Origin of the sequence: Legionella worsleiensis, from assembly GCF_001467535.1 — a bacterium.
Classification (GTDB): Bacteria; Pseudomonadota; Gammaproteobacteria; order Legionellales; family Legionellaceae; genus Legionella; species Legionella worsleiensis.
The window spans coordinates 159,977-185,653 of record NZ_LNZC01000002.1 but is presented as its reverse complement, the minus strand read 5'-3'; the positions used below and the strand labels follow the sequence as shown (position 1 = coordinate 185,653).

Sequence of the window (25,677 nt, the reverse complement as noted above, 5' to 3'; positions counted from 1 at the left end):
AATGATTACAAGTGAAAAGCAATATAAAGAATCTTTGAAAAAAATAGAAATGTTAGCATTATCATTATCATCTCCTAAAAAGTCGAATATACCACCTATTATAGAAAAAGCCGGTAGAGCTCAAATTTGTGAGTTGATTGATAATATAAAAAAAGATATTGAGGAATTTGAAAAATATAAGAATATAGATATATCAAAATTAGAGATACATTCGTTAGATGACTTAATGAAAACACCAATTAGATATCGACTTGCGGCAGGAATGAGTGTTGACGTTTTTGCTCAACTTGTAGGAGTAAGTCCTCGCCAGATTAATCGTTATGAGAAAGAATGTTATCAAAATTCTCATTCCAGTACGTTAAAAACTATTCTACAAAAACTAGAAGTGGATATTGATGGAAAAATTTCTGTTGGGGAAAATAATCGTACCTCAAAAGTCTCTTCATCCTCTTTTCCTTCCGCTCAATGTTAAGTAGTATTTAATATCATTATATATAGGGGAACTATCCATTTCCCCTATTTTCAAGATCACGTATTCATTGTCAATATAATACTCCTTATTGATAGATATCCATTATCTCAAAAAACGAAGAAGATGTATTGTGGAATGTATGCTTAAATTACAGCTGCGAGGCAAATGCGAACCAAGACAAATTTTGGATTTAATTTGCGCAACCAAGTTAATTTCATTACCGTAAATTGTTTTTTGCACCTGCAGATAGAGGGTCAGGTCTTGCTTTTTGCTTTCTCTATTTTAAAACAAAAGGCACGATCTGAAACTCTTCTGCTATGAAGTAAATAAAATCCCCCGGCCTTTTGAAAAATATGTCTAATAAATGATCATTTCCTCAATAGAATGATAAACGATAAAAAATACTAATCTTTTGATATTTAGAGCCATAGCAGCAAAATAAGATTGGATCTGTGTGTTTTGCAAACCTCTGTATTGAGCTCGTTTAAGATCATGGTAATTTTTTAATTCATTCATAATTCCTTCAATTTTCCACATTCTTTCGTACAGCTTTTCTTTAAAAGATTGCAATTCCATTTCTTGTATCAACTGAATGAAAAGCTCAGCATATTTATTTCTGGTCACATACCTTGCCGGGCCTTTGTTTTTTAATTTTGCCAAGCAGTTCTCAGAGAAAGAACATTTTTTACAGTCACCAGAGGACGATATATATATGGTTGTATCACTTTGTGATTTACAAGGCGTCAATACACTATTTTGAGAGCAAACATAATGATTATTTAACTCATCATATTCAAAGCCTGGGATAATGCTATTTTCAGAACTGCCGCTGCGTGAGCTGAATAACGGGATATAGGTGGTTACATTTTTATCTTTTTCCTTTAAAGTTAACGAATCAAGGGAAGCATCTGCATCAAGTAATGTACTATCCGTCATTACACTACTACCGTTTAATAATCCGGCATTTTTACATTGCAGCAAAATTTCTAAGAAAAAACGTTCTAAAATCTCGACTCCAAGGCGCTTTTTTAGCCTGCTTAAAGAAGAATGATGAGGTACCTTATCCTTTAGAGTTATTCCACAAAACCAGCGATAGCAAATGTTGTATTTAATATGTTTGATTAAATTACGATTAGAATGAATATTATAAAAGTGACCAATTAATTTTATTCGCAAATAGAGCTCGGGGGAAACGCTAGGGCGACCTTTATTAGGACTATAGAGAGCTTCAGTAAGTTTATTAGCAAAAGAAAAATCCACGTTATGACTCACTTTTTTCAAGAAGTGATTAGCTGGTATCAAATCTTCGAACTCAGAAATTTGTTTATTAAAATTTATAATTCCCTGCATACAACCACTGTAACCTATTGAAAATTATGAATTAGATCATTATTGACAACTTGTGTAAAGTTTCCTCATGTTTTTCAACAGGCCGCCCCGTTTTACTTACTGAGCAAAATATTACCTTAAGGGTGTATGCACTTGACAACATATGACATTTATGACATAATTAACCCATGAACTGGAAAATAATATTTCAACAAGATTTTGATTTAGAATTCGATGAACTAAATGAAGTAGTTCAAAACGAATGTTTAGCTCATTTAAAAGTGTTAGAAAAGTTTGGCCCTGAATTGGGTCGCCCTCATGTTGATACATTAAAAGGCTCTAAGCATTCGAATATGAAAGAACTTAGATTTAGTGCCGATAATGGTGTTTGGCGATTAGCCTTTGCTTTCGATCCTTCTCGTCAAGGTATTTTGCTTATATGCGGAGATAAATCTGGGGGAAGTGAAAAGAGATTTTATAAAGAATTAATTAAAAAGGCAGATAAACGATTTGATAACCATCTGTTAAATTTAAAGAAATGAGGTGAATTATGAATAGATCACTCAATGATAAATTGAACTCTCTCTCAACAGAGAGAAAGAGCAAAATAGAAGAGCGAGCAACTCAATTGATTGCAGAGGAGATGACTCTACGTGACTTACGTTTAGCATTAAAAAAAACTCAAGTAGATTTGGGAGAAATTTTGCATATGAAGCAAGAAGGGATTTCCCGACTAGAAAAACGTTCGGATATGTTGATCTCAACTCTAAATAAATATATTTCAGCTATGGGAGGCACATTAAAATTAATGGCTGAATTTCCTGATAGAGCACCCGTAGAGATTCATGGTATTGCTGATATTTTACCGCATTAAATTTATTTAATGATTATTAAAATGCTGGTTATTTAGTTAACTATCATTAGAAATTGGCTGATTGAAAAACATCTCTTATAACCCTTAGTCGGGGGAAGTCAGGATACGTGTGCAAATGGGGCACTTCACTTTTAAAACAGGCCTGCACCCCTCGCCGCATATGGGCTACAGCCTTTTTTCATAGAAATAAATTTGTGGTCCAAATATAGCCGATTATGCAACGGATTGAAGCTCCTCATTTCTGGCTTAACCTTCATTCAAAGTTAATACATTAAAGGAATTCGCTCTGCTCATAATTATTCAATGAGGCCGTTTCAGCACATTCATGACAGTCTTTTACCAACCATAATTTCAGGAAAACATGCCAACTTTTTCAGAACGAGTGATCCAAGGTTCGCTAAGAAAATACAATCTTCTGACGACTGCCTTGCCAATTGATCCAAAGACGCTTGATATTGAGTATGGGCTTGCACAAGCAATCGATTCTACACATGTCTCATTAAGCGAGACAGATATGGTGGTGGTCCTTTCCGGGCGAAGTGGATTTTCGGGAACTTATTTGGAAGCGGCAGATAAATATGCCCTTTGTGAAAATGAGTATGATGCGACTGATACCATGCGTCGCATGGCATACGGAATTAACATTGCCAAACAGGGGACTCAAAGAAATCTAGATATGGGTGTTAGAAAACCAATTTATGTATATTTTAATGGTGTAAAACGGCAAAATGAAGAACTTCGAGAGTTATTGAACAAGCGGGGGGAATTGAATGGTTATCCAGCCGCATATTTTATTATTGACTCCATACCTTTGGATAATACGTTAGGTCAAGTCCTTGGCTTGAGTCTATATCTTGATACGCACTGGCCATACTTTTGCAAATACTATAATTTATCGCGTGCCCCCAATTTGGTGATTTGTACCAGTAGCTATCACGTACCTCGAGTCACTCTTGCGCATGGATCGAACTCTCCTTTACTAACGGCAGATTTCTGGCGTAACCAGCCTGAGTTGCTGAAAAGGTTATCACCAAGTTTTTGTGACTATGTCTTAAATCCTGGAGAAACTCTTAAAAAATCATCACTAATGGTACTAGGATGTGACCGACAAATTACAGCCAATGCTTTTTGGGAAAAAGATTTACGTAATGATATGGAAGCTCGGGTTTGTTATTCTCACTTGCAAAAGGTTCCTTCAATTGCATCCAATCGAGCTGATAATGATATAACAGTAAAAAGTGCTTTAGCTTTAATTAGTTTATATCGTAGAGGCAGCAGCATATTTTTTAATAAGGTACCTGGGCAAGTAGGAGACCTACTTCGGTATGAATGCGAAACTTCAAGTAAGCGTAAATTGGGAGATGACGAAAATTCATATGCTTTGGTATCCAGCCTACCTGAAAATAGAGTAGTCGCACTAACGGGTTCTTGCAGACAATTCTAGCCCGGAACTGGAATTTCCAGGCGTTTTTAGTCAAATGATATAGATTGCAGATTAACCTTTTAACCTGATTGGAATATATGAATTTTGTAACAACAAGGAATGCCTTAATTAACATTAACTTATACAAAAGTTGATACCCAATGAATAACTCAATTTATTGGCTACAGCCTATACTGGTAAAGGGTTATAGGTATGTACTGGGAAATTTCGTACTCTCCTGCAAAGACCCCCTATTAGAGGTTATCGGTTCTTCTTCTTTAGTTTGGAAGGAAATGAGCCACCCCATATTCATGTTGAACATGGGGATAAGGTTGGCAAGTTCTGGCTAAATCCCGTCAGTCTAGCCAGCTCATATGGCTTCAGAAGCCATGAGCTGAGCAAACTTAGATTATTAGTAATTGAAAATAAAGAATTATTTTTGGAGAAATGGTATGAATACTTTGGCAATTAAATTTGATGATCATGCAGTTGACGTCAGTTTTACTAAAACATCATTACATTTTGTGCTAGCTGATGGCCGGGAAATTTCAGCCCCATTGGAATGGTTTCCAAGGTTACGAGACGCATCGGACGCTGAACGGAAAGATTGGCGTTTTATTGGTAACGGAATGGGGATACATTGATCAAAGATTGATGAAGACATTTCCTTTGGCGTTTTAATGTGCGGAGCCGATTAATATCCAACTTAAAAAACGAAAGCCCAGTTGATGCGGCAATAATTATGCGATCAGTTATATTCTGGTTAACTTGTTGTTTTTATGTAGATCATATGCTTTTCTGGCCAATGATAATGTTCATTTAATGTTGAGTTGCATTGATGCCATATAAAATTATCTGCGCAGCCAACCCCTAAAAATTGTGTTGATAAGACCGTTGAATATTCGTTGCACTTCTGTAATATTCTATAAAATTTCACAGAATTAAAGATAGAGGGTCAGATCTTGCTTTTTGCTTTCTCTATTTTAAAATAAAAGGCAAGATCTGATCCTCTTCTGCGCAATGGCGCTGCCTTAGATAGCAAAAAGCAGGGCTATACCCTGGTCTGCGCTGATTGCTACTGATTGATACACTACCAGATTTTGCCATTTAACAGCTTTTATCGATGCAGTCCCGGGTCTGTCGAACTGCTGGCGTAATTGGGCGTATCGGAATCCGCTTTCTTGCTCCAGAAGCTTGCGCCAATTGAAGTGGAACTAACCATACTGGTCGTCGATTGCTTATCAAGCAGCAAGCTTTTCAATTTGCTGTTTTCTTCTTTTAATACTTTGATTTCCTCTACCAAGGCCAGCATGCTTGAGCAGTCTGACGAACCCAATAATAATTCCTGGTTACATTTTAACAGATCACGCATATCTTCGTCCCTGCAATTCAGACAGCAATCAAGAATGCGATTAACAATCGCACCGTGTGAACTGATAATAGGATAGATTATCGGTAATAATCTGAGAATTTCAGATTGAGCGGCGACAAAATACGTGTTATGCCTTCTGATATGCTCAAAAAAGCAGAATGCGAGCAGAGGGTAGTCCTTTTGAATTGCCAGTTCCATTCCGGCATGAAAAAAAATGTCCGAGTTGATACGTGAGACGATAAGAACGTGTTCCACTAACAGTGTCGTTCGACCCTCGCTGATTTCTCTATACATAATCTCTTGCATCAGCTCAAGGCTACCTTGTGACTCATTTTCTTTACAGGAATCCATGCATAGTTTGTAAAATTCAAGCCGCGCTTCCGGCTCAGCATAAATAGCATCATTCGTTCCTTCAATCAATTTTTGCAATTCAAGGAGATGAAGGCATTCATTTCGAAGAGTCGAATTTTCGGTTGCACGCTCCGCTATTGCGGTATACCACTGACAAGCGATCTCTGGATGATTACAGGTGTCAATTAACTTCGCTACATGAAGCAAAAGATTATTATCATAAGGTTCGTTAAAAATGTTTGGAGTCAGTTCAGAGAGATCACAGCTTGATAATATTTGACGTATAACGTCCTGGTTAAACAGAGGGATTGCGTCTAAACCTCTTGCAAGAGCAGCGGCAAACCATTCAAAATCATAACGTTCAATTTCTTCAAAATGCGCTTGCGTTAAAACCGAATGCGCCATGGCATAACAGTGGCTTGACTCTGGTATTTTTGCACAGAATTTTTTTGCCAGAGGCCATTGACCTTTGTCTCTAAAATCCGTTCCTATCGTATAGAGCTGTTGGTAGCATTCCTCACGAACGTGAGATTTATTGCAGCTTTCGGCAATTAATTCGAACCATTCGCTAGCCACATCCAGTTGATCGCATTCGAATAGCAACCTGGCCACATGAATCAACAGGTCAGGATCATATTTTTTACTGAATACTGATGCAGTCAATAGCGAGGTTGCATCGCGGCTGCTTGCTAATACTTTGCTTACAAGGTCGCTTGTAATAAAGGAAACTGCTCCCTTACCGCATTCAAGCGTACTCAAGAACCATTGAATATCATAAACAGTTACCGATTCAAAATGCATTTGCTTGATAGCTTCTTGTGCATCTGTATAACGACTGCATGACCGAGGCATATTTTCAAAGAATTTTTTTGCAATATCCGGCCGACCCTTGTTTCTGAATTCCTCTACAAAAAAATAAAATAAACTATTTTGCTCTTGCGAATTTCTGGAAGAAATCAAAGTCAATGCCTTATCAAAGTCAGAGTTTTGCATAACCTCGTTCAGGTAATCGTTGAAATCCTCAGCTGGCATAATGCCATAGAGTGTTGTTAACAAGAACTGATTATCTTCTTGGCTCAATTGGCTTATTGTTTGAGCGAGCTCTTGCAGGAAGGCAATAGCAGATGTGATGGGTAAAGATAAAAATTCATATTGGTGCTCACTGACCACGACGTAATAAGATTTGCAATAGTGCTTTAGTGATTCCAAGTGCTGTTTGCTGGATTTATCCCTTGAATAGATATTAATATTTAAGCTGTAACCAGGTTCCACCGCTGTCGACTTCAAATTAAACTCGATACTAGATAGAGCACTTATATTGTTTGCTTTGATATCGATACGAACATCTTTTGGACCGCGCACATATTTATTTTTAACATATAAATTTAACATATAATGTACCTAAATTAACAAATAATGAACAACCTTATCAAATTATGACGTTTGTTGTCAAATGCGAATGAGGGCACCGAATTGCTTCACAAATAATGCTACCGAACGAAAAGAGACATTGGGATTACTACATTAAATACACTAATCCCATAGTACCTTTAATCTATATAACCAGATCTAATAGGAATTTTGTTGTGGCGGACTCAATAAACCACATATGCCTAACCTGCAGAAAATGTCCGCCTGCTCTCCCCGGAAGCAATCAAACAGTGGCTCCAACCAATTTAGTGAGAAAAACTGCAACTGGCTTGTGAAGATGATTCGATTTCTTCATGCAAATGCATCTTATTCCAAGCCTGAATTATTATTTTGGCTGACTCTCTAAGACGCTCCTTTTCTGGGGAATCGATAAAAAATAAAAATGAACCTTTCCCGGTTCCTGTAGACTGGCTTTCACACAACAACATATCTGCTGCAATATCTACAAGTTTTTTTGTTACTTGTGCGCCACGCTCGATCAGCAATTTAATTATTGCAGGTTCTTTTCTGTTCAGAGCAAGATCGATGGGAAATAAACCATCTTCATTTGGGATAGAAATAGCGCCTGGATCTTTTGCTAACAGTATCTGAACAACTGCAACCAATTGGCCAGAAGGTGCATTTCCTATAGCTTGATATAAGGGCGTTTCACCATATTGATTTTTCTCAGAAAAACTGATGCCTTCACATAGTGCCAGTCGCTCTAGAATATTTATATATCCATGTCTGGCAGCAATATGGGCCGCAGTTTGTTGTTCGGTTACTTTCAGATTAGGAGCCGCATGTCGGTGAGTTAATAGATAATCGAGTGATTTAAGACGATTATTAGCTGCAGCGAGATACAATATTGAGTTAAACCCTTCTTCAAAATGATTGAAGTCAATATCACCACTCAATGAATGCAAACTGACTACCAACTCATCGTCAGGTTTTAAAGCCAATTATCTCCATCAATTTTCAGAATGCAACCAAGGTGCTCGCTATTTGAGCCTGGACTAAACTTCATATAATACCTCATTTCAATTTTGGGAAAGTAACACTCTGTATTTGCGAACCGGTGTACCTTGGCCACCAGAGTGCTTAATATCATGAAAATCAAATTGGAGAGGTATTGTACTTTATGTGATGGTTTAGTGCAATTATTGCGTTAACTAACATGTTACTCACAAATGGATTTGAGCTGGTCGATAATAGTTTCAACGATACTTTGCTGATATAAGAAGAATTTTTCATATGCAGTGAGAGTATTTATCTAATTATGTCATCTCCCAGCTACGAATACTTTTTGAAGAGCATTTGAACTGGGAGTTACATTAAATGTCAGCTAATATAATTTAGATGCGCACTTTCGCTCTTAGTCCGGGTCTTTGCTGAGAGTACAAAAAACATCGCCAACTGTACCTACTTTTTCCATGTCTCGCATATTTAGTTGTCGATATTTTACAACCAATTGTCCATTATTTAAAGAAAAACTCGTTTCGTCGCTAAATGTTTCTATTGGTCTTGGGGTATTGTAGGGATAGTGAGAAAGTGCTACTGATATTGACACCTCTTTGATTATTAACGTAGATATATCTTCGCTCCATTCGAGCGCAGTATGTTCATATTCAGCATAGTCGCTATTTGATGTGGAGCTAGTGTTAAGTGATCCTATGTTCATTATTTCATCGTATATAGTAATTTTCGTATCATCATTTTTCAAAGTTAAGAATACTTCAATATCTTTGTCATCATAACTACAGGAGCCTGTCCAGTTTCCAGTAAAATCAGTATAGTTTTGACCTTCTTTTTTCACGTGCGCTTTTGTAGACTTGAGTACATAAGGCTTGCTATCTATTAATTTATTAAAAAAACTTGCAGCAAGCAGTGGTGCTGTAAATAAATTCCCTGCGATAACAACAGTAACCAACGCTATTTTATTCATTATATCCCTCTAAATTAGTAAGAAACAATTAGCTTAACGCAGCCAAATCTTATGGCATGGGAATTATATTATTAAGTTGAGATGGAGTTTTTGCCGATCATTCAAAGATCTATTTGTTCTTCAAAGCGGTTCATCTGAATTACCGTGAGTTAGTAAGAGAATGCTGGCAACAAGGGTATTGTCTATCATCTTCCTAAAGACTGGGATAAAATCTATGTGCTTTTCAGGCGATTAAAATTTAAATGACTTAGAGCGTTTATTTAAATTTTAATCCGCTATACCTCAAAATCTGCGAGAAAAATAAATGAAAAAAAGCTACCCTTTCCTGACTTACGCAGGAACAATCCCGTTTATTGCGAGCGCTCTTTGGCTTCTATTGTATGGGGATAATCTATCCTGGCCTGGAGCAGTTAAAAGTATTATGTGTTCTTATGCTTTAGTTATCGCTGTGTTTTTGGCGGGAGCACACTGGGGCCAGCATCTTCGCCTTAAGGGAAGATGGTGTTCTGTTTTATCCATATTGAGTAATGTGATTGTCCTGGCTCTATGGTTTGCCTTTCTATTGCTTTCTTTTAAATGGCTAATGGCTGTCTTTGTTGTTGCTTTTTTAGTTTTATTGTTTATTGATTATCATTTGTTTAAACATGATGAAATAACTCCTGATTATTTTCAAACACGTTGCTACGCTACTTTGATTGTTATTTTCACGTTGATTCTTGCGCTAGTTGTCGCTTGATTTTAAAGAAATAGAGGGAGGCTTATGCCTAAGGGAATAAAAAAACACCATTTGCCAGAAAAAATATGTGTGGTCTGTGCCAGACCATTCAAATGGCGTAAAAAATGGGAGAAGGTATGGGATGAGGTAAAATACTGTTCTGATAAATGTCGAAATACACAATTGAAATGAGCGGAACGCCAATCACAAGGCTCGCTTCAGTTTGGATATTGATAACAGTGCAAATAATCTCTATACCCTGTCACCGCAGCACAGGTAGCTCGGATAATGGCTACCTGAGCTACACAGCGGATTATTTGGGCGTAAAGGCGCAATACATTAGGCCTGGTTTAACTATCAAATCGATAAATCAACGTGCTGAATAGTCCCGGCACCTCCATCTTCGTTTAAAAACAGCCCCGTAGCCTGAATGACGCCCAGTTTTTCTTTGACATCATTAACATCCTGTACCTGGTAAGATGTTTTTGCACTGCTGGTATATAGGGCACCAATCCCAGCCTCTTTCAAACCTATGAGTTGCTGTTGGTCTGTGCCGGCGTTTTTCCACAGTTTTAAATCGTTAAATACCGTATCGTTTTCATCGATCCAGCCATTTTTATCCTGATCATACTGGGCAAGCTCTACAAAACCATTACCTGTTCGTGCACCAAACAATTCGCTGCCGTCATTAATGACTCCGTCTTGATTTTTGTCTAATGCCAGTAAAGCTCGATTACCTGTCAGTTGCGGAATCAGTTCTTTGACTCCATCAGCGGTAAGATCAAAAGAAAAGCGTTTATTGCTTAATTCCGCAGCCGTGCCATCAAAATTGATTACCAAGGGATCTTTGGTCGCTCGGGATAATCGTGCGCTAAAGTCACGAGTTTCCAGTACCTCTCGGCTCATTTTCAGATCGATGGTGATATTTATTGTTTTTCCGTCCGCAGTTTTGACTTCTCCGGCGGCACTAAATTGTGCTGTTTCGGATTGATAGAAAACCTCACGCACACTGTAATTAATTTCCACCCCATCAGGGGCAGGAGGAGCCGCTGGGGCGGGGGTACTTGGTGCGCTATTGGTCAGGTTTGGCTTGTTATCTTGATTGGTATCATCCAATCCTATAGCTTTCCTTAATTCAGGATCTTTATAGACACGTTGCAAAAGTTCATAAATTAACCGTAATTTCATTTTGTCTTGCAAAGACAGCTCGAGGGGATCGGTACTGTCGAGTTCTTCTGGGGTGCTGATTGGGACTGCGTTGTTTTGATTCAGTAGATTATCCAGCCTTTCCCCTTCTTCACGTAGAGCAGAAGGCTTGGTTTGTTGGCTCAGTTCTTCATAAGTGGCTAAAAAGCTTTGTTCCTTAACTTGTTTGTTGCTTAAGGTTACGGTGGTATTTTTTTGCCCCGAAGCATCCGATTGCCTGTTTTCTATACGTAACTCCTCGGTTCTTTCATAACGAGAATAAGCTGAATTTTGACTTTTGAGATTAAGAGAGCTGGATTCTATTCGCATAGTACACCTTTTGGATTGACTGCTATTAACTAGTATCGTACAAAAAATGCCCAACTTGAGCAATATTGTCATTTATTTTTCAAAAAGGCTAAAGTCAGATCTTTTGGATTGATTTATGCTTTATTCTAACGAGAACGGCCAAGCTATGACTTTGTTGTTTGATTGCGTAACTATGCTAGTATTTCGTCTCAAAATTAGCGAAGAGCGATATGATGCGTGACGCAATAAGAACTATCTGGGCAGATGGATTAGGCGATGAGAAAAAACAAACTTATTTTCAATTGACTTTACATTGGGTCACTCACTCTATTGGCAAGTGCGCCAAGAGTTAGAATTGCTCATCTTGGGATGCTCAATCAGGATTCTTTTATTGAGGATTTAGTGGATTTAAGTCTTTACTCAGCTCTGTCATCAGGATTGTTGATGTTTGTCTTATTATAAGGAGTAATCATGAAATTTTTTTTTGAACGGGATATGGATTATTTAACCCGAAAATCTGCTGAGTATCCGCCAATAACCGAAATTAACGCACCTGATTTACTTGAAAAAATTGCTTATTTACTGGATCAATCATTGACTCCTGTATTGGAGCAGAAAGAGGATGAGTTCACGGGAAAAAGTAAACCAATGATCTCAATTTTTCATTATCTCCAACGTTTTTTCAAATATTTATGTAAAAGCTCGAGCATTTATGTTTTGTTTTTAATCTATCTAAACAAATACCTTGAGTTGGATAAAGAGCATTCTTTGAATGAACTAAATATTCACAGACTTATCGCCAGTGCGTTACTTTTGGCTTATAAGCAGTTCATGGATGAATACTATGACAACAGTGTTGTTGCAAAGGTTGCAGGCCTTTCTACAACTGCAATGAATCAATTAGAACTTAAATTTTTGGGAAAAATCAATTTTGAAGCGTACGTTAGTTTTGAGGTCTTTTGCGAGTGTTATCAGGTGATTATGTCCTACACTGTGCCCGCTGCATTTAAGGAATCCCTTAAAGTCTCACCAGACACCTGATTTGATGAAGCTGCGGGCTAAACCGGATAGGCTATAGAGTTGCAAAAAAGTCCCTAATTCACCTTAAAAACCGCCAGGATTCCAGGCAATGTCGTCAATAAACATCAGCAAGTATTTAAAGGTTCCGGTAGTCACTTTCGTGGTTTTCAAGGGACGCAATTGATAGGTGAGTTGCCCGTCGGTTAAAAGAGGATAAGTTATTACCGCCACAAATTCCTGACGAGTTCCGTGGGTATCAACCATAACAAGGGCAGCATTGGGCGGATTTGTTTTGAAATTATTATTGATTTCGTTGTTTGTCCAGAATGAATTAAATCGTTCCAGTTTCATTATTCCAGACCGTCTTTCTGGACGTTCCGAAAAATAATTCACAAATTCGGGTGCATGGTTTATTTTTAAAACATAAGAATCAGAATTCCCTTTTTCCAGATTACCCTCTGCCGCTGTGAGGAAAAACAAATAGTTCGCTTGCGAAGAGCATGCCACCCCGCAAAAAAACACTAAAGCCAAAGTTAATAATTTTTTCATGAGGTTATCCTTATTGGAAACGTGTGGACTAAAAACCGATTTAAGTCGATCAAAGAAGATTTTTCGATGATACGTTTTAACTATAGCAGAATAATTAAATGATTTTTGTAACTCCCCAGGTCATTCCTCGCTGCGCTCGGAATGCCCTGGGGAGTTACTGATTTTTTAAATTCATTTGATAAGCGATCAAGCTTCCTCTTCTCGCCAATACACCTCATGCAAATGATGGTAAAAATCTGTGCGATAACAATCAGGTCAATACACTCATCGTTGGTTAAAAACATGGTGTTCCAGCGAACCTAAAGAGCACTTACAGGTTTTGCATGATTATACTTGAACTTAATCCTGGTCTGCTTCATAGTAGGCCTTTTAAATAATTAAGGCAGGGAAATTATGGCTCGCTATTTGATTATTGCTGCAAGCAGCGCTATTGGTCAGTCCGTTGTTGAACTTCTCAAGAATCAGGGAGATGAAGTTGTTACTACTGCGCAAACCAACGAAAAAATTACCCCCGATTTTATTCTTGATGCTGCTGATTTTAATGCCGTAGATAAGGTATTTGAGCAAGCAGGATCTCTCGATGGAGTAGTTAATTGTGCGGGTTCTTTATTACTCAAAAGTGCTCATGCGACCAGTTTTGATGAATTCCAAAAGACAATTAATGCATCTTTAACTACTTCATTTGCTACTGTACGTGCCGCTGGTAAACGAATGACTCAGGGGGGATCGGTGGTATTGATTTCTTCTGCTGCAGCATTGACCGGATTGGCAAACCATGAAGCCATAGCAGCAGCTAAAGCAGGGGTTATTGGTTTGGCGCAATCTGCTGCCGCAACTTATGCCTCCTCTCGTTTACGTATTAACGTTGTGGCACCAGGTATGGTTAAATCGTCATTGACTCATGCGCTGCTCAGTAATGAATTAGTTGCCAAAGCTTCTATTGCAATGCATGCCTTGGGGCGGGTAGGTGAGCCTTGCGATGTAGCTCGAGCTGTTTTATTTTTCCTGAATCCTTACAACAGCTGGGTAACAGGGCAGGTACTTGCGGTAGATGGCGGTTTAAGTTCTATTCGTCCCAAGCTTAAGATGTAATTTTATTTTCTTTCAGGACAAATGATGACGAGATTGTGCTTTATCTTGGGTGACCAACTGAGTGAGTCGCTTCCTTCACTTGCCGCAATAGACAAGGATAAAGATGTTGTTTTTCTTTGTGAAGTGATGGAAGAGGCCACTTACGTCAAACATCACCCTAAAAAAATCGCTTTTATTTTTTCTGCGATGCGTCATTTTGCTGCTCTTTTGCGAGCAAAGGGTTATAAAGTGCGGTACACCCCTTACGATGATGTGGCCAATACCGGTTCTTTTGAGGCGGAGCTGGTTCGTCTGATAAAGGAAGAAACAATTTCCGAGGTACATATAACCCATCCTGGCGAATGGCGGGTTTTGCAAAAAATTATTGCATTAAAAGGTGGTATTGCAATTCCTCTGATTTTGCATGAAGACGCTCGCTTTTTAAGCACGATAGCAGAATTTAAGTCCTGGGCAAAAGGGAAAAAACAATGGCGTATGGAGTACTTTTACCGAATGATGCGCCAAAAACACAGTATCTTAATGGATGATCACGGCAGGCCTGTGGGCGGCGCATGGAACTATGATGAGCAAAATAGAAAAAACGCCAATCACATTAAAACATTTCCCGAACGACTAGTTCATCCTTTGGATGAGGTAACTTTGGGTGTTTTAAACTTGGTAGAAAAGCAGTTCTCGGATCATTTTGGCCAATTACAACCCTTTAATTTTGCGGTAACTCGTGAGCAGGCACTCGCTGAAGCGCATTATTTTATCGAACATTGTCTGGAGTTTTTTGGTGATTATCAAGACGCCATGCGCACACAGGAAGTCAATTTATATCATTCCAAATTATCCTTTTATTTGAACGTGGGGCTTTTGTTGCCTATGGAATTATGCCGTATGGCCGAAGACGCCTTTTATCATCAATCTGCGCCTTTGAATGCGGTAGAAGGATTTATTCGTCAAATTCTTGGTTGGCGAGAGTACGTTCGTGGTCTTTATTGGCTTTTAATGCCCGAGTACGCCCACAGAAATTATTTGCATGCGCAAAGATCATTGCCGGCACTCTATTGGGGAGGCGAAACTAAAATGTTTTGTATGCAGGAGGTTGTGCGGCAAACGAAAGCAGAAGCCTACTCTCACCATATTCAGCGGTTAATGATTACGGGTAATTTTGCTCTGCTTGCAGGCTTGAATCCTCAAGAGGTATGTGATTGGTATTTGGCGGTTTATGCTGACGCATTTGAATGGGTAGAATTACCTAATACTTTGGGTATGGCTTTATATGCAGATGGAGGGGTAATGGCAAGCAAACCTTACGCTGCAAGTGGTAAGTACATTCAAAAAATGAGTAATTTTTGTAAGTCTTGTACCTATAATCCCGCTGATGTGGTAGGAGAAAAAGCCTGTCCTTTTAATTCCCTCTATTGGAATTTTATGGACCAAAATCAGGAACAATTGAATAATAACCTGCGCTTGCGATTTGCCTATCTTAATTGGGCTAAAATGACCGAGGAAAAGAAAACCGCCATACGCTCCAAAGCCGCTCAAGTATTAACAGCTTTGGATGCTGGACAATTATAGTAGTGAAAAAGGGGCGGTGAGATGCTTTTATTAACTGATAATTACTGGATTCCCGGCAAGATAATGCTCGTCTAATTCTTCTCCGTGTTTCCTAAAAAATGGAATGTGTGGTGTTTCATCTCGTACTTTGAAAAACGACACGGCCTTGTAGGTCATTTTTGCCCATGGGTCGCAAATGACCGCATTTTCACCCCAGGTAAGAATATTCAAGGGATCTGATCTTTTCTTTCTGCCGATGACGACCATTTCATGATGTTTCAAGTGCACGGCTTCGACCCTAACTTCTGGGCAGGTTTCTTCGATGTTGCATACCGCAAAAAACGTCATTTCGCCGCATTGAGCAGCTTGTAACAGCGGGAACAGAAGAGAGGCCTCCAGTTGTTGTGCTGCTATCATGTTCCTAATAGTAAACAATAATAGAAGTTGTTCTTCATAAATTTCCTTGGGCAACGCTTCGACTACGTCTTTTCTGTTTAGAGCGCCAAGAGGAAATCGTTTGTTGATTGCTTCAATTGCCAGCCCGGCAAGCCCAGTGTTGCGGGTGAGTTTGGATGGTTCGTTTTCAAACATAAAAAAAGCCCTTTTAAAACAAGATGATAAATTTAATTACGCCAGTTGCATGAGTTTTTCTGTTGCAATACTTAAAAAACCGCAAATTATCACCACACATATGATGAAAAAATATGAACCATACCGCTATAAAATAAAGCGATAGGCGTGTAAAAAAAAAGCATTATATGCTAAAATAACCCTATACCGTAGCGAATTATAGGCCGTCTATGCTTGTAGAACTTTTGTCTCGTATTCAATTTGGTTTTAGTATCGGTTTTCACATCCTGTTTCCAACTTTAAACCTGGGTCTTGCCGTGTTTCTGGTCATTATGGAAGCAGCATGGTTGAAAACAAGAAATCCCGCCTACCTTGAAATATGTAAACTCTGGACTAAAATTTTTGCGCTGACCTTCGGTATGGGGGTTGTTTCGGGAATTGTTCTGGCTTATCAAATAGGGACCAATTTTGGGCCATTCATTACCCAATTTGGTAATGTTCTGGGTGCATTATTTGCGTATGAAACGCTTACAGCTTTTTTCCTTGAAGCAGGATTTTTGGGCGTGATGCTCTTTGGATGGAAAAAAGTTCCTCCACCACTGCATTTCATCGCAACACTTTTGGTGACTATAGGCACAACCATTTCTGCATTTTGGATTATGTCAGCAAATTCCTGGATGCAGGCTCCCAGCGGATATCAACTGGTTGATGGTAAATACATAGTAGACAGTTGGTGGGCGGTGGTCTTTAATCCCACGTTTATTCCTCGCTTTATTCATATGTTGTTGGCCTCCTATGTGACCACGTGTTTCGTAATCATGGCTGTTTCTGGTTATTATTTTCTTAAGGATAAATTTAAAGACACAGCCAAAATAACCCTGAACTTTAGTTTATGGGCAGCGTTGATTTTGGTTCCCTTACAAATTGGCATTGGTGATGTGGTGGGTATTAATGTTCATCATTATCAGCCATTGAAAACCGCAGCTATGGAAGGTGTCTGGCAAACGCAAAAAGGTGCCCCTTTGGTACTGTTTGCTATTCCGTCTCAACAAGAACAAAAAAACTTTTATGAAATTTCCATACCTAAACTTGCCAGTCTGATTAATACTCATGATTGGGATGGTGAGCTGGTTGGTCTAAGCTCCGTGCCACCTGCGGAGCAGCCCCACATGCTCCCGGTGTTTTTGACATTTCGTCTTATGGTAGGTATTGGTCTTCTGATGCTTTTGACCGCTGTTGTTGGGGTTTATTTGCGGTTTAAAGGCAGGTTGTTTAAAAGTCCCTGGTTTTATAAGTGGAGCCTGGCTTTGGCACCGGCTGGATTCATCGCCAGTATCGCCGGGTGGTTAACCGCTGAAATCGGCAGGCAGCCCTGGGTGGTTTATTCCCTGATGAAAACTAAAGATGCGGTGTCTTTTGTCGGCTATGAAGAAGTACTTATCTCCTTTACTCTGTTGATTGTCGTCTACGGAATTGTATTTGGATTCTATCTGTACTACCTCTTTAAACTCATCGCCCATGGACCGGAACAATTAAAAGAAGACGATATTGAATATCATGCATTCCAGTACATGACCGATATCCCCGAGGAGAAAAAATAATGCTGCCACTTATTTTTGCTGTACTTCTTGGATTTATTATCATCATGTACGTGATCCTGGATGGTTTTGATTTAGGGGTAGGTATTCTTTTTCCTTTTACCGCAAATGAAAAAGAGCGTGATGTGATGATGAATTCCATAGCCCCGGTTTGGGACGGTAATGAAACCTGGCTGGTTTTTGGCGGCGCCATGCTTTACGGCGCATTCCCCAAGATCTATGGCATATTATTACCCATTTTGTATATGCCTATTATGCTCATGTTGATAGGTTTGATCTTTCGCGGGGTTAGTTTTGAATTTCGTTTTAAGGCTAAAAAAACAAAACCAATCTGGAACTGGGCATTTTCAATCAGTTCTGTTGCGGTTGCATTTTTTCAGGGAGTCATTCTGGGTGCTTTTGTGCAAGGTTTTTCCATCGAAGAAACTTCCATGACCATCAATAACCCCGATTGGTTAACCCCATTTAGTTTGTGCACCGGGATTGCATTAGTGTGTGGCTATGCGCTCCTTGGGGCGACCTGGATGATAATCAAAAGTTCGGGACGAGTGCAACGTAAAATGATCCATCAATCAAGAGGACTATTAATTCTCGTCAGTTTGTTTCTGGTGTTTGTGAGTATTTGGACCCCATTGCATAGTGATGAAATTTTTCATCGTTGGTACAGTTTTCCCAATGTTTTTCTGCTAAGCCCATTGCCTTTGCTGGCTTTGTTTGCCGTATTTAAAATTTGGCAGAGTCTGGACAATGGCAACGAATACAAACCATTTATTTACAGTATTGTGTTGTTTTTGTGTGCTTACATTGGAATAGGTATCAGTGTTTATCCTTATTTAATTCCCCATCAGATCACGCTTTGGGAAGCCGCAGCACCCGATTCAACGCTGGTGTTTATCTTAATTGGCGTTATCATTATGTTGCCTATACTTTTGGCCTATACCTTGTATGCGTATTATTTGTTTCGCGGCAAGTCGGGAGAAAATTACCATTGACAGGGTCTGATTGTTTGGTGCCCTGTTTAATTCATCAGGGCAATATATCCGTTGAGATAAGCAGCAAACAGCAGCCAAATCAGGTAGGGTATTAATAACCATATCACCAGTCTGTTGTTTTTTCTCGCTTTAATGAGCAACAGCAGGTTCAAAATAATCAAACCAACCAGCCAAAACGCACTTAAAGTAACCCAATGCAAGCCAAAAAAAAGCGGTGTCCATGCCCAATTCATCACCATTTGTGCCACAAAAAGCGCTGTTAACGTATTCGTTGAATTGTTTTTGTCATGAGCGAAGACAAGCAGGGCTACAAGAGCAAGAAGCGCATACAACAGACTCCAAACTATTGAAAAAACGTATCCTGGAGGGGTTAAAGGGGATTTTACCAGATTCGCATACCAAGGATAAATATTGGCTTGGGTGATTAGACCCAAAAGAAAACCAATACTTTCAAAAAGTACAACCAATAAAACCAGTTTTGTAAATGAGTTAAAGCGCATGGTTAATTCTCCCTATGAGGTATTATTTACTTTTTTTTATTTGTTCGTAATAGTCCAAGGCTTTAGTTCGTGCTTCATTATGTTTAATGATGGGTTTTGGATAATTGATTTTGCGGTAAATTAACGGTGCATTCTCAGACTCCCATGGCGCATGAATGATGTCGTTATTTAATGAAGCCAGTTCTGGAACCCAACGGCGTATATAAGCACCTTGGGGATCAAATTTTTGGCTTTGCAGTACGGGGTTAAAAATACGAAAATAGGGTGCTGCGTCCGCTCCACAACCAGCGACCCATTGCCAACTGGCACTGTTATTGGCTAAATCCGCATCAACTAATGTGTCAAGAAACCAATCTGCCCCTACACGCCAATCAATAAAAAGCCCTTTGGTTAAAAAGGAAGCAACTATCATTCTTACTCTGTTGTGCATATACCCAGTAGCCCATAATTCTCGCATTCCTGCATCGATTATAGGGTATCCTGTTTTTCCTTGTTGCCATTGTTTTAATAAGGCCGCATCGTTATGCCAGGGGAACGCATCAAATTCAGATTTAAAATTTTGATAAGGCAGGGTGGGTACGTGATAGAGCAGGTAGTAGGAAAATTCTCGCCACCCGAGTTCTGATAAAAAGTGTTCGGCTCCAGCCAAATTGGAATGAGGATCTGTTTTTGCGTGCTCAACCGCTCGTAAAATAGTCCAGGGACTGATTTCACCAAAGTGTAAATGAGGTGAAAGATAAGACGTGGCTTTTTTTTCAGGAAAATCTCTATTGATTTTATAGCCATTAATCTGGTGGGAAATAAAGTGTTCAAGCTTTTTAAGGGCACCTTCTTCACCCGGTGTCCAAAATTCTGGAAACTGCGAAGCCCAATTGAGGCGTGGCAACAGATTCCAATCGTCCAGTACATCACTGGCTATTTCAATTGCAGCGGGATAATGGGTAACTACTTGCGCTGGCTTGGAAATCAGTTGTTGACGACAAGTTTTCCAATAGGGGGTAAAGACTTTAAAAAATTCACCATTTTTATTGTTGAAGGTCCAAGGTTCATTGAACAAGCTGCCATTAAAACTATGGACATCAATACCTGATTCTTGCAATTTTGCCTTAATGCGTTTGTCACGCTCTATAGTGTCAGGTTCATAGCAGCGATTCCAGTAAATGGCGTCTATAGTGATTTGACTGCGCAAGTCTGCAAGAACATCCATTGGATTGCCTTTACGCAGAATAAGCTTTAATTGGCCCTGAGTATTTAAGGAGTGACTTAGTGCCTTAAGACTGTGATGAAGCCACCATGCTTGCGCCTCGCCCAGCACACTGTTTTTATCATCCAGAATGTAGATAGGGATTACGTGAGTGTGTTGGGTACAGGCAGCAAAAAAAGCCGGGTTATCCGTTAATCGTAAATCCTGTCTAAACCAAATTAATGCGGTACTCATGCTGTCCTCATTTCATGTTTTGGGGCGATCTTGCGGTTATTTGCGTCGAGGCAAAAAAACGAGCTCTAGCCTTCAATTCTGCCAATTGAATTTGCGCATGCAAGCTATTGAGTTGAACCTGGGTGGTTGCTTGCTCTCGTTGATTGACCAGAAATAAAGTACTGTCTCCCTGGTAAAACTTTTTCGTTTCCCCTTCTTGTACCTTTAATGCCAGTCGCAGTTCTTTTTTAAGTAAAGATACCTGGCGTATGCCTCGGTTAATTCCTATCAGAATATTGGATAATTCATTGTGTAATTGTTCATATAAAAATTTCTTTTCAACTCGAATTTGACGTAATTCGCTTTCTGCCTGGATCAGATTCCCTTTGGCTTCTCTTTGCAATAATGGAAATTTAAAGGATACACCCACCATCGCTGCCTGTGGAATTAATAAAGGATATCCTCCTGTTCCATTTTGCTTGAAGGTATAAGCGGTTGCATCCAGTTGGGGTAATAGCTCATTGCGTGCCTGATTGCGTTTTAGCTTCATCATGTTGGCATAAAAGTTAAGTTTTTTAATTCCAGGATGCTCTATTAAGGGCAAACCAGATCCAGTGGGCGATTTGGTAGGTTGAGCCAAAGCGGGTAAGCTTGTTTCTTCTGGGATAAGAGGCTTGCCTCTAGGGTTACGAAAATACAGGGATAAATTAATACTCGCCTGTTCAAATATCATCTGACCCTGGTTGAGTAATTGTTCTCGCTGGATGATTTGTTGTAAATTTTCACTGACTGCAAGTTGAGGCAAATCACCCTGCTGTGCTTGTTGTTCAATCGCATGTTGTCGTGTTTCTGCCAACTCTAAAAGTTGCTTAAAGGTTTTTAACTGAAGTCCTGCCTCAACCCATTGCCAATAGGCTTTAATGGCTTCCTGATATATTTTAATTTTTATTGCTTCAGCATCTTGCTGTTTCATGAGAATCAATTGAGCAGATGAGAGTAATCCGGTTCGCTCTTTATCTATTAAGCGGTCACGAACCAGTGGCAATGAAAGTCCTGCTCTGTATTCTCCACCGGAGTTGGTTAAAAAGTTTTGATAGTAAATAGGCCAGTCTCCCTCGCCATTTCTGTAGCCAGCAAATAATTTGACCCCATTGTAAAGGGTAGGTACAGTGAATTGAGCATCGCCGTAATTATTAATGTATCCCCCCGCCGGTTGCGAGCGGGTAGTGGCTTCTAACATGGGATCAAATTGTCCCTTCGCATTGACCAGGACGCCGCTTGCCTTAACCACTTCAAGATGAGCTATTTTAACCTGGGGATAGTGCAGGTCTATGCTTTGCAACACGTCCTCGAGGCGTAATGCGGGTGGTTTTTTTGAGGCATGCCCAAACGCAGAACAGATAAGGACTAGAATCAATCCGCTAAGGGTGAATAATGTTTTGAACGGTTGTGATTTCCTCATGAACCAGCCTTCTGTGCCACGCTTTCAGGAGGAAACCCATTAAACTGACGCCATAATTCATACCATAAAGGAACCTCGCCCAGTTGCACCCAACCATGGACACGTACCCCTTGTCTTAAAAAGGCGGGCTCAGGCCACGGTTCATCCGGAACGATAACGGTTCGAAACTGTCCCATGCCATTATCTGTAGGATCTATAAATGCTACACGGCCACCAAAAGTACCTACAGCGATTTGCGGCCAGCCTCTGAATTGAATTGCCGGCCATCCTTCGAACTGCAGTCGTGCCTTTTGATTTAGTCTAACGAATGGAATGTCATTACCATCTATCCACAGCGCAACGGCTCTGGAGTCCGTTTCAGGAATGATTTGCGCCAGTATTTCACCTTCTTTAACCACTACACTTTCCTGGCCTGACAGGCGTTTAAAGATAATACCTGGAACATGCGCTTTAATCAGCTGAGTTTGCTGCCTTGCGATACGTACATCGATATTTACCTTGTCAATATTGGCTTGTGCCAGATCGTTTTGATACTTTGCGTATTCAATTTGTGCCAATTCGTATTGCCGTTTTGAGTTAATACCCTGTTGATATAGGTTTTTTTGTCTGTCTAAATTTGCTTTGCCAGCGACTAATGATTGTTTCGCTGCTTCAATACGCATTAATAGAGCTTCTTTTTCTAACTCCAATCGTTTAAGCAGTTCAGGATCGTTGTCAGTAATTTCGACTATTGGATCGCCTGCTTTAACCTTTACTCCTTCATCGACAAACCATTTTTTTATTCTGCCATAGATAGGGGAGTTGACCGTGTGTAACCGTTCAGTAGGTGAAAAAGCGATGACTTGCCCACTACCCAGGGCAAATTGTTGCCAGGGAGTGAAACTTAGGAACAGGATTAAAACAAGCAATACGAAAAAAATAATCCTGGCTATCTTGCGGGGATTGGGTAATTTACCAATCATTTGATAGGCATGAAGTTTCATGAGAGCACCAGACGGTTAGATAGAGAGCTCATGTTGGGATACAAAGTGACAATGATTAACAGAGTTTTAGGCAACTGTGTTAAATGAACAAGCAGCAAATCAACATCCTGCGGAGCCAGTCGGTCAAAGAGGTGATCGATAATAATCAACTGCGGCTTGGCAAGCAGGGCACGAATCACCATCAATTGAATGAGTTCACGTTCGGTAAACACGCTTTCCCAATCATAAATCATTGTTTTTAAGCCATCAGGTTGATTCATTACCTTGTCCATAAGTTCAAATGAAATTAACAGTTTTTTAAGGTTCTGTATGGAAAATGGTGTTTGATTCAGTCGTAAATTGTCATAGATACTGCCAGCAAACCAGTCTTTATCTTTAAGCAACAGAGTATGTTCACGCAGAGAGCGCCTGTATTCCTCGTTGCACAGAGTATCGTTGATGTAAACGGTCAGCTCGCTACTGGGTTTAAAGCCTAACAGAAAATCGATGACAGATTTTTGTTTTTGCGTTTCATTCACGCAAATTAACAGAGGGTTTTCATGAGTTGCTGAGGCTTTTTGTTGGTGGTCAGCGATTATGGTAATGGTGTTTATTGGAAGAATCAGATCGCCTAATTCGGTATTGATGCGTTCGGTTGGAAGATTTAAAACCGTATCGATTTTGTGCTCGGACGCAACCAGATCGTAATAATTTTCCAAAAGAACCCCAAATCGTTTGAATGCATAAATCAAAGCACCAAGGACGATTTCAGCAGCGACTAACTGGCCTAGACTTAACTGGTTATTAATAACAAGATAGCCTCCCAAACCAAGTAAAATACTACTGGCCAGTGCAGAAAGCAGATAAAAACCAATTTGATGTTTAATGAGTTGTCTAAAATGCAGGTTGCGTGCTTTTAAAAATGCCACCAAACGCCTGTCGGTTTGTTGGGTTGCGTAATGATGATAATGATTAAAACGAAATAAAAAACGATTCGTAAGGAGTTCCTCAAGCCAGGCGCCAATCTGATGTTTTTCAGCACATTCCTTTTCGGCACTGGCCAAGCCTTTGCGATAAGGTAAAAATACAATCAGCAGGATGCTTAGTACGATAAATCCATCAAAAATAAGAAATAGAGGATGATACAAGAGCAGTAAAATAAGACCAAAAAAAAGCTGTAAACTGAGGTTGATGCCATAGAGCAACAAACTGGCTAAAGCTTTATTAATAGTAACCACCTCAAAAAAACGATTAACGAGTTCTGGGCCGTGATGCGATGAAAAATTATCCAATGATAAATGAGTAAACTGACGGGAAAGATTAAGGCTTATCCGCACCATTAATTTTTGTTGAATTACTTCAACAATAATGATTTGCCAAATATTAAGGGCCCCCAAAGCAACCATTAATACCAGAACCATCACACTCAGGGTTAGAACCGGTTGCAGTAATTTACCAAAGGCAATCAGATTAACTAAAGTTTGTGCTGCAATCGGAATACTTAAGCTCAAAAAACTGACGATTACGCTTATCATGACAATAGATGAGATGGTCGCTTTATCCAAAACCTCAAAAATAGAGTTCATTTCCTGTTTCATCTAATGCCCAAGCTCCCTTGATTAGTGTTTCAATTTATCCATGATAAAATACTCCAGGGAGTCAATTGCTTTATTTGCCGCATCTTTTTTAATCAAGGATACATGAATGTCCTTTAAAGGGGGCAAAAAATAATCGTCCAATCGGTCGAGATAATTTGGAATCATACTGCGCTGAATGGCAGTGATTCCCAGCCCCGCTCTTACTGCGGCCATTTTGCCAGTATAACTTGTACTGCTGAATGCAAGGCGCCATTTAAGGTGGTGTTGATTCAGCGATTCAATAACGTTACCTCTGTACACACAGGGTGTTGGGGAGAGAATTAATGGAATAATTGATTTTTCATGCAAGGCAGGAAGCAGTTCTTTTTTTCCTACCCAGTCAACCGGTTCATTCCAGAAATTGACGCCCTCAGTGATTTGGTCTTTTTCATTGGTTTTTATCAAGATAAGATCAAAATCTCCTTGATGAAACCGTTCAATTAAATTCAAGGTTAAATCGCATTCTACATTGAGCATGATTCGGGGGTGAAGTCTGGAAAATTCAACCAGAACATCCGAAAGGATCATGGATGCGAAGTCTTCGGGTAAACCAAAGCGTAGCTCACCCTGGAGTTCAGGTGTTTTAAACCTGTCCAGTGACTCTCGGTGCAGTTCGTAAATGCGTTTGGCGTAGCCTAAAAAAAGCTCGCCATCGGGAGTCAGGGATAATTCTCGTCCACGGTTGATAAGCTGTTTTTCAATCAGATTTTCCAGTTTAGCGATTTGCTGGCTTATTGCCGATTGGGTACGCCCCACCCGAACAGCCGCTTTAGTGAAGCTCTGAGTTTCAGCCACCGCTAAAAAACACTGTAAAGTTACCGTATCCAATGACATTAAAATTCCTGATAGCAAACACACTTAATTTTTTAACTGTATAAGCGTGTCTAATGTAGATTTATTGTAGCAAAACACTTTCTAATACGAAATCATCCAACAGCCTTGTTTGCGATT

The 25,677-nt window shown here is 39.6% G+C and carries 26 protein-coding genes; 13 read left to right on the top strand and 13 right to left on the bottom strand.

Annotated features, from left to right (window positions below; genetic code table 11):
• Nucleotide 1 precedes the first annotated feature (1 nt).
• On the top strand, nt 2–472 hold the full coding sequence (locus tag Lwor_RS01180) for a helix-turn-helix domain-containing protein (protein WP_058491977.1): 471 nt from the start codon (nt 2–4) through the stop codon (nt 470–472).
• 357 nt (nt 473–829) lie between these two features.
• On the opposite strand, the gene Lwor_RS01175 is transcribed toward Lwor_RS01180, so the two are convergent.
• Complete coding sequence (locus tag Lwor_RS01175) at nt 830–1,822, bottom strand: transposase (RefSeq protein WP_058491975.1); 993 nt, start codon at nt 1,820–1,822, stop codon at nt 830–832.
• Nucleotides 1,823–1,989: 167 nt separating this feature from the next.
• On the opposite strand from Lwor_RS01175, the gene Lwor_RS01170 reads away from it, so the two are divergent.
• The 5 genes from Lwor_RS01170 (at nt 1,990) to Lwor_RS01155 (ending at nt 4,742) form a co-directional block, all read left to right on the top strand.
• Nucleotides 1,990–2,343, top strand: coding sequence for a type II toxin-antitoxin system RelE/ParE family toxin (locus tag Lwor_RS01170; RefSeq protein ID WP_058491973.1), 354 nt, complete (start codon nt 1,990–1,992; stop codon nt 2,341–2,343).
• A gap of 8 nt (nt 2,344–2,351) precedes the next feature.
• A complete protein-coding gene (locus Lwor_RS01165) occupies nt 2,352–2,675 on the top strand; it encodes a helix-turn-helix domain-containing protein (RefSeq protein ID WP_058491971.1) in 324 nt (107 codons plus the stop codon).
• Between the two features lie 361 nt (nt 2,676–3,036).
• Nucleotides 3,037–4,119: a hypothetical protein gene (locus tag Lwor_RS01160; RefSeq protein WP_065235826.1), complete on the top strand. Its 1,083-nt coding sequence runs from the start codon at nt 3,037–3,039 to the stop codon at nt 4,117–4,119.
• Nucleotides 4,120–4,336: 217 nt separating this feature from the next.
• On the top strand, nt 4,337–4,570 hold the full coding sequence (locus tag Lwor_RS14280) for a DUF4160 domain-containing protein (RefSeq protein ID WP_083501550.1): 234 nt from the start codon (nt 4,337–4,339) through the stop codon (nt 4,568–4,570).
• Nucleotides 4,551–4,742: a DUF2442 domain-containing protein gene (locus Lwor_RS01155; protein WP_058491969.1), complete on the top strand. Its 192-nt coding sequence runs from the start codon at nt 4,551–4,553 to the stop codon at nt 4,740–4,742. The genes Lwor_RS14280 and Lwor_RS01155 overlap by 20 nt, the downstream gene beginning before the upstream one ends.
• A 473-nt stretch (nt 4,743–5,215) precedes the next feature.
• Here the strand turns inward: Lwor_RS01155 and Lwor_RS01150 are convergent, their stop codons facing one another.
• The 3 genes from Lwor_RS01150 to Lwor_RS01140 all read right to left on the bottom strand — a co-directional run bounded on the left by Lwor_RS01150 (nt 5,216) and on the right by Lwor_RS01140 (nt 9,176).
• On the bottom strand, nt 5,216–7,213 hold the full coding sequence (locus Lwor_RS01150) for a hypothetical protein (RefSeq protein ID WP_058491967.1): 1,998 nt from the start codon (nt 7,211–7,213) through the stop codon (nt 5,216–5,218).
• A gap of 284 nt (nt 7,214–7,497) precedes the next feature.
• Complete coding sequence (locus Lwor_RS01145) at nt 7,498–8,193, bottom strand: ankyrin repeat domain-containing protein (protein WP_058491964.1); 696 nt, start codon at nt 8,191–8,193, stop codon at nt 7,498–7,500.
• A 413-nt stretch (nt 8,194–8,606) separates the two neighbouring features.
• Nucleotides 8,607–9,176, bottom strand: coding sequence for a hypothetical protein (locus Lwor_RS01140; protein WP_058491962.1), 570 nt, complete (start codon nt 9,174–9,176; stop codon nt 8,607–8,609).
• 304 nt (nt 9,177–9,480) lie between these two features.
• On the opposite strand from Lwor_RS01140, the gene Lwor_RS01135 reads away from it, so the two are divergent.
• Both Lwor_RS01135 and Lwor_RS14250 read left to right on the top strand, forming a co-directional pair.
• The gene (locus tag Lwor_RS01135; RefSeq protein WP_058491960.1) at nt 9,481–9,912 is read left to right on the top strand and encodes a DUF3429 domain-containing protein; all 432 of its coding nucleotides are present in this window, start codon (nt 9,481–9,483) and stop codon (nt 9,910–9,912) included.
• A 24-nt stretch (nt 9,913–9,936) separates the two neighbouring features.
• Nucleotides 9,937–10,083: a DUF2256 domain-containing protein gene (locus Lwor_RS14250; protein WP_081675632.1), complete on the top strand. Its 147-nt coding sequence runs from the start codon at nt 9,937–9,939 to the stop codon at nt 10,081–10,083.
• A gap of 165 nt (nt 10,084–10,248) precedes the next feature.
• Here the strand turns inward: Lwor_RS14250 and Lwor_RS01130 are convergent, their stop codons facing one another.
• On the bottom strand, nt 10,249–11,406 hold the full coding sequence (locus Lwor_RS01130) for a hypothetical protein (RefSeq protein WP_058491958.1): 1,158 nt from the start codon (nt 11,404–11,406) through the stop codon (nt 10,249–10,251).
• A gap of 450 nt (nt 11,407–11,856) precedes the next feature.
• On the opposite strand from Lwor_RS01130, the gene Lwor_RS01125 reads away from it, so the two are divergent.
• Complete coding sequence (locus Lwor_RS01125) at nt 11,857–12,426, top strand: cyclin family putative virulence effector (protein ID WP_058491956.1); 570 nt, start codon at nt 11,857–11,859, stop codon at nt 12,424–12,426.
• 63 nt (nt 12,427–12,489) lie between these two features.
• Here the strand turns inward: Lwor_RS01125 and Lwor_RS01120 are convergent, their stop codons facing one another.
• Nucleotides 12,490–12,954 (bottom strand): hypothetical protein, encoded by a 465-nt coding sequence (locus tag Lwor_RS01120; RefSeq protein WP_058491954.1) that lies wholly within the window; start codon nt 12,952–12,954, stop codon nt 12,490–12,492.
• Between the two features lie 393 nt (nt 12,955–13,347).
• Here Lwor_RS01120 and Lwor_RS01110 point away from each other — a divergent pair, with 393 nt between their 5' ends.
• Nucleotides 13,348–14,046, top strand: a complete 699-nt coding sequence (locus Lwor_RS01110; RefSeq protein WP_058491950.1) for an SDR family NAD(P)-dependent oxidoreductase — start codon at nt 13,348–13,350, stop codon at nt 14,044–14,046.
• Nucleotides 14,047–14,070: 24 nt separating this feature from the next.
• Nucleotides 14,071–15,609, top strand: a complete 1,539-nt coding sequence (locus Lwor_RS01105) for a cryptochrome/photolyase family protein (RefSeq protein WP_058491948.1) — start codon at nt 14,071–14,073, stop codon at nt 15,607–15,609.
• A gap of 30 nt (nt 15,610–15,639) precedes the next feature.
• Here the strand turns inward: Lwor_RS01105 and Lwor_RS01100 are convergent, their stop codons facing one another.
• Complete coding sequence (locus tag Lwor_RS01100; RefSeq protein ID WP_058491946.1) at nt 15,640–16,179, bottom strand: hypothetical protein; 540 nt, start codon at nt 16,177–16,179, stop codon at nt 15,640–15,642.
• Between the two features lie 209 nt (nt 16,180–16,388).
• Here Lwor_RS01100 and Lwor_RS01095 point away from each other — a divergent pair, with 209 nt between their 5' ends.
• On the top strand, nt 16,389–17,759 hold the full coding sequence (locus Lwor_RS01095) for a cytochrome ubiquinol oxidase subunit I (RefSeq protein WP_058491944.1): 1,371 nt from the start codon (nt 16,389–16,391) through the stop codon (nt 17,757–17,759).
• Complete coding sequence (gene cydB, locus Lwor_RS01090) at nt 17,759–18,748, top strand: cytochrome d ubiquinol oxidase subunit II (RefSeq protein WP_058491942.1); 990 nt, start codon at nt 17,759–17,761, stop codon at nt 18,746–18,748. Before Lwor_RS01095 ends, cydB begins: the two co-directional genes overlap by 1 nt.
• A 26-nt stretch (nt 18,749–18,774) precedes the next feature.
• Here the strand turns inward: cydB and Lwor_RS01085 are convergent, their stop codons facing one another.
• The 6 genes from Lwor_RS01085 to Lwor_RS01060 are packed head-to-tail and all read right to left on the bottom strand — an operon-like array spanning nt 18,775 to nt 25,560.
• Nucleotides 18,775–19,248 carry a TspO/MBR family protein gene (locus Lwor_RS01085; protein WP_058491940.1) on the bottom strand — a complete coding sequence of 158 codons (474 nt, stop codon included), beginning with the start codon at nt 19,246–19,248 and terminating at the stop codon, nt 18,775–18,777.
• A gap of 22 nt (nt 19,249–19,270) precedes the next feature.
• Entirely contained in the window at nt 19,271–20,686 is a 1,416-nt protein-coding gene (locus Lwor_RS01080) for a cryptochrome/photolyase family protein (RefSeq protein WP_058491938.1), read from the bottom strand.
• Nucleotides 20,687–20,693: 7 nt separating this feature from the next.
• A complete protein-coding gene (locus Lwor_RS01075; protein WP_058491936.1) occupies nt 20,694–22,127 on the bottom strand; it encodes a TolC family protein in 1,434 nt (477 codons plus the stop codon).
• Nucleotides 22,124–23,110: an HlyD family secretion protein gene (locus tag Lwor_RS01070; RefSeq protein ID WP_058491934.1), complete on the bottom strand. Its 987-nt coding sequence runs from the start codon at nt 23,108–23,110 to the stop codon at nt 22,124–22,126. Before Lwor_RS01070 ends, Lwor_RS01075 begins: the two co-directional genes overlap by 4 nt.
• Nucleotides 23,107–24,687, bottom strand: a complete 1,581-nt coding sequence (locus Lwor_RS01065; RefSeq protein WP_115090923.1) for an ABC transporter transmembrane domain-containing protein — start codon at nt 24,685–24,687, stop codon at nt 23,107–23,109. Before Lwor_RS01065 ends, Lwor_RS01070 begins: the two co-directional genes overlap by 4 nt.
• Nucleotides 24,688–24,708: 21 nt before the next feature.
• Nucleotides 24,709–25,560 carry a LysR substrate-binding domain-containing protein gene (locus Lwor_RS01060; RefSeq protein ID WP_058491932.1) on the bottom strand — a complete coding sequence of 284 codons (852 nt, stop codon included), beginning with the start codon at nt 25,558–25,560 and terminating at the stop codon, nt 24,709–24,711.
• Nucleotides 25,561–25,677: the final 117 nt, after the last annotated feature.

Coding starts and splice junctions, on each gene's coding strand:
- Lwor_RS01065 (WP_115090923.1), bottom strand. CDS start 24,687: ATGAAACAGGAAATGAACTCTATTTTTGAGGTTTTGGATAAAGCGACC.
- Lwor_RS01180 (WP_058491977.1), top strand. CDS start 2: ATGATTACAAGTGAAAAGCAATATAAAGAATCTTTGAAAAAAATAGAA.
- Lwor_RS01130 (WP_058491958.1), bottom strand. CDS start 11,406: ATGCGAATAGAATCCAGCTCTCTTAATCTCAAAAGTCAAAATTCAGCT.
- Lwor_RS01125 (WP_058491956.1), top strand. CDS start 11,857: ATGAAATTTTTTTTTGAACGGGATATGGATTATTTAACCCGAAAATCT.
- Lwor_RS01070 (WP_058491934.1), bottom strand. CDS start 23,110: ATGAAACTTCATGCCTATCAAATGATTGGTAAATTACCCAATCCCCGC.
- Lwor_RS01150 (WP_058491967.1), bottom strand. CDS start 7,213: ATGTTAAATTTATATGTTAAAAATAAATATGTGCGCGGTCCAAAAGAT.
- Lwor_RS01155 (WP_058491969.1), top strand. CDS start 4,551: ATGAATACTTTGGCAATTAAATTTGATGATCATGCAGTTGACGTCAGT.
- Lwor_RS14250 (WP_081675632.1), top strand. CDS start 9,937: ATGCCTAAGGGAATAAAAAAACACCATTTGCCAGAAAAAATATGTGTG.
- Lwor_RS01095 (WP_058491944.1), top strand. CDS start 16,389: ATGCTTGTAGAACTTTTGTCTCGTATTCAATTTGGTTTTAGTATCGGT.
- Lwor_RS01060 (WP_058491932.1), bottom strand. CDS start 25,560: ATGTCATTGGATACGGTAACTTTACAGTGTTTTTTAGCGGTGGCTGAA.
- Lwor_RS01135 (WP_058491960.1), top strand. CDS start 9,481: ATGAAAAAAAGCTACCCTTTCCTGACTTACGCAGGAACAATCCCGTTT.
- Lwor_RS01175 (WP_058491975.1), bottom strand. CDS start 1,822: ATGCAGGGAATTATAAATTTTAATAAACAAATTTCTGAGTTCGAAGAT.
- Lwor_RS01085 (WP_058491940.1), bottom strand. CDS start 19,248: ATGCGCTTTAACTCATTTACAAAACTGGTTTTATTGGTTGTACTTTTT.
- Lwor_RS01075 (WP_058491936.1), bottom strand. CDS start 22,127: ATGAGGAAATCACAACCGTTCAAAACATTATTCACCCTTAGCGGATTG.
- cydB (WP_058491942.1), top strand. CDS start 17,759: ATGCTGCCACTTATTTTTGCTGTACTTCTTGGATTTATTATCATCATG.
- Lwor_RS01100 (WP_058491946.1), bottom strand. CDS start 16,179: ATGTTTGAAAACGAACCATCCAAACTCACCCGCAACACTGGGCTTGCC.
- Lwor_RS01165 (WP_058491971.1), top strand. CDS start 2,352: ATGAATAGATCACTCAATGATAAATTGAACTCTCTCTCAACAGAGAGA.
- Lwor_RS01110 (WP_058491950.1), top strand. CDS start 13,348: ATGGCTCGCTATTTGATTATTGCTGCAAGCAGCGCTATTGGTCAGTCC.
- Lwor_RS01105 (WP_058491948.1), top strand. CDS start 14,071: ATGACGAGATTGTGCTTTATCTTGGGTGACCAACTGAGTGAGTCGCTT.
- Lwor_RS01170 (WP_058491973.1), top strand. CDS start 1,990: ATGAACTGGAAAATAATATTTCAACAAGATTTTGATTTAGAATTCGAT.
- Lwor_RS01120 (WP_058491954.1), bottom strand. CDS start 12,954: ATGAAAAAATTATTAACTTTGGCTTTAGTGTTTTTTTGCGGGGTGGCA.
- Lwor_RS01140 (WP_058491962.1), bottom strand. CDS start 9,176: ATGAATAAAATAGCGTTGGTTACTGTTGTTATCGCAGGGAATTTATTT.
- Lwor_RS01080 (WP_058491938.1), bottom strand. CDS start 20,686: ATGAGTACCGCATTAATTTGGTTTAGACAGGATTTACGATTAACGGAT.
- Lwor_RS01160 (WP_065235826.1), top strand. CDS start 3,037: ATGCCAACTTTTTCAGAACGAGTGATCCAAGGTTCGCTAAGAAAATAC.